General features: G+C 70.9%; 1 protein-coding gene. It reads right to left on the minus strand.

The annotated features are described in order from the left end of the window. Positions 1-2,576, minus strand: a 2,576-nt coding sequence (locus ACZ3TI_RS40825; protein ID WP_465735638.1) for a non-ribosomal peptide synthetase, incomplete at its 3' end; no start/stop codon positions are given. Positions 2,577-2,608 lie beyond the last annotated feature (32 nt).

Genomic DNA, 2,608 nt, shown 5'->3' on the forward strand with positions numbered 1-2,608 from the left:
CCGTGGCTGACGACCTGGACGGGGTGGGTGAGTCCTTCGCGGTGGAAGGCGACGCGCAGGTTGGCGTGGCGGTCGAGGACTGCCTGGCCGGCGGCGCGCAGTGCGGGTGCGTCGAGTCGGCCGTCGAGGTCGAGGACCAGTTGGGTGACGTAGACGTCGGGTGCGTCGGCGTCGTAGAGGCTGTGGAAGAGCAGGCCTTCCTGCAGGGGTGACAGCGGGAGCACGTCCTCCATGCCCGGCACCGCCGCCTCCAACAACTCGATCTCGTCCTGGCTGAGCGACACGAGAGGTGCTCGGTCACCCGTGCCGCCGCCCACCTCGAACGAGGCCGGTGCTTCCTGGGCAGCGAGGGCCAGCGCGGCGACGTTCTTGTGAGTGAACACATCGCGTGGGGTGAACACCAGCCCGGCGCGGCGGGCGCGGCTGACCAGCTGGATGGAGACGATGCTGTCGCCGCCCAGGTCGAAGAAGTTGTCCTCGACACCGACCCGGTCCATCCCGAGGACTTCGGCGAAGAGTGCGCACAGCACCGCCTCGCGTTCGGTGCGGGGCAGCACTGTGCCGCTGAGGGCGTTCAGGTCCGGCTCCGGCAGGGCCTTGCGGTCGACCTTGCCGTTCGGCGTGAGCGGCAGCCGCTCCAGCACGACCACCACCGACGGCACCATGTAGTCGGGCAGGACCTCGCCCAGCATGCGCCGCAGCTCCGCCGGGTCGCAGTCCGGTCCGGCCGGCACGACGTACCCGACCAGCCGCCTGACGCCACCGCCACCGCCTGCCGTGCTCGCGACGGCGACGGCGACGGCCTGGGCGACCTCGGGGAGTCGGGCGAGTGCGCTTTCGACCTCGCCGAGTTCGATGCGGAAGCCGCGGATCTTGACCTGGTCGTCGGCGCGGCCGACGAACTCCAGCTGTCCGTCGGCGCGCCAGCGTGCGAGGTCGCCGGTGCGGTACATCCGGGCGCCATTGCCCGCGAACGGGTCGGCGACGAACCGCTGTGCGGTGAGCTCCGCGCGGCCGAGGTAGCCGCGGGCGACGCCCGTACCGGAGATGTACAACTCGCCGACGGCGCCCACCGGGACGAGCCGGAGAGCATCGTCCAGCACATGGACCCGCTTGCCCGCCAGCGGCCGGCCGATCGGGGGCTTTCCGGCTCCCCCCGCGGACAAGGGCTCGCTCATGGTGGCGCCCACGGTGGTCTCGGTCGGTCCGTAGCCGTTGATCATGCGTCGGCCGGGTGCCCAGCGGTCGACCAGTTCCTCGGAGACCGCCTCGCCGACGGCGCCGATGGTGACGGCCCCGGCCACCTGGTCCTCCGGCAGCGCCGCGAGCATGGCGGGCGGCAGGGTCACATTGGTGATCTGTTGCTGCGTCAGCACGTCGAGGAGGGTGTCGGCGGTCTGGAGCCGGTCGGTGGGCTCCAGGATCAGTGCCGCACCGGAGCACCAGGCCGAGAGCAGGTCGCCGACGGCGGCATCGAAGCTGGTGGAGGCGAACTGGAGGACGCGGCTGTCGTCGCCGATCAGGAAGCGCTCGGCGAGTGCCGTGGCGAGGGTGGCGATGCCCTCGTGGGGGACGACGACGCCCTTGGGCGTGCCGGTCGAACCGGAGGTGTAGATCAGGTAGGCCGGGTGGGTCGTGCGCAGGGCGTGCGTACGCTCGGCGTCCTCGACATCACCGCTCGACTGGTCGTTGGTGTCGACCAGGTCGAGGGCGACGACGGGCAGGTGCGGTAGGCCGTCGACCGTGCTGCCGGTGGTGGTGAGCAGGCACGACGGTCGCGCGTCCGCGAGCATGAAGGCGATGCGCTCGGCGGGGTACTCGGGGTCGATCGGCAGATAGGCGCCGCCGGCCTTGCTGACGGCCAGGATCGCGACGGCCATGTGGATCGAGCGCGGCAGTGCCAGCGCGACGATCCGCTCCGGGCCGACGCCCTGGGCGATCAGTACGCGTGCGAGCCGGTTGGCCCGCTCGTTCAGCTCCCGGTAGGTCAGCGACTCGTCCCCGAACGCCACCGCGACCTGCTCCGGTGCCCGCGCCGCCTGGGCCTCGAACAGGGCGGGCAGGGTCTGCGGGTCGCTGCCGGCCGCCGACTCGCCGCTCCACTGCCGCAGGGTGCGGTCTTCGTCGGCGGTGAGCAGGGGCAGACGGGCGGTCGGGAGGTCGGGATCGGCCAGGATCGACCGGATGATCTGCACGAGACGGTGGGCGTGACCCTCCACCGACTCCCGGTCGAACGCCTCGGTGCTGTACTCGACCCTCAGTTGCAGTCGACGCCCCGGAACCACCGCGAGGCTGAGGGGGTAGTGGGTGGTGTCCTGGCTGTCGATGCCGAGGAGGTGGAGGTCTGTGGCGGGGGTGTGGAAGGTCTGGGTGTCGAGGGGGTAGTTCTCGAAGACCATGACGGTGTCGAACAGGTCGCCGAGGTCGGTGAGTTGGTTGATGTCGGCGAGTCCGAGGTGTTGGTGGGGCATCAGGGTGGATTGTTCGTCCTGGGTGCGGAGGAGGAGGTCCAGGAGGGTTTCGCCGGGGTGGGTGCGGATGCGGACGGGGATGGTGTTGATGAACAGTCCGACCATGGTTTCGACGCCGGGGAGTTCGGCGGGGCGTC

Source organism: Kitasatospora sp. NPDC023120, assembly GCF_055560835.1.